The 426-nt window shown below is 41.8% G+C and carries 1 protein-coding gene and 1 pseudogene; both read right to left on the bottom strand.

The window, feature by feature from the left end; translation table 11 throughout:
* Positions 1–191 (bottom strand): annotated as a pseudogene (locus A3763_RS29710) (polyphosphate kinase); the annotation flags it as partial.
* 15 nt (positions 192–206) lie between these two features.
* A partial coding sequence (locus A3763_RS28875; RefSeq protein WP_197482967.1) for a hemerythrin family protein occupies positions 207–426 on the bottom strand: 220 nt, incomplete at its 5' end.

Here is a 426-nt window from a genome sequence, read left to right as displayed (position 1 = left end):
ACGATAATTGCTCGTTTGCCTTGTCGATAATAGGCTTGTTGGATTTGGAGAAGGCGCTCCTGGCAGCTTTTAAGTGCTTTTGTGTATTGGCTTTTTGATTCAATGAGAGCTTGATCAAAATTCACCTTAGAGAGGTTAGGAGGCTTTTGTTCAAGGATAACGGGCGAGGCTGGGTGAGTGATGTTTTTCATTGGTATCCTGTTTTGTTATTTTACCTTCGACTTCAGTACAAACGCTTCAAAGTCCTTGTCGATGCCGAATACATGTCTTTGTAACCACTCTCGCAGAAATATTGAAATAGATTCACGAACCAGAGCGTCAAACTTACCCATACTGTTTACCATGTCATCCAGTTCATCACGAAATTGATTGTGCGCTTTAATATGGGCTTCGGTTTTGGGGTAGTTAAGTTGGAGCATGTAGGCT

It is taken from the genome of Oleiphilus sp. HI0128 (assembly GCF_001635365.1).
The sequence above is the reverse complement of the archived record's forward strand: the minus strand, read 5'-3'. Positions and strand labels throughout refer to the sequence as shown.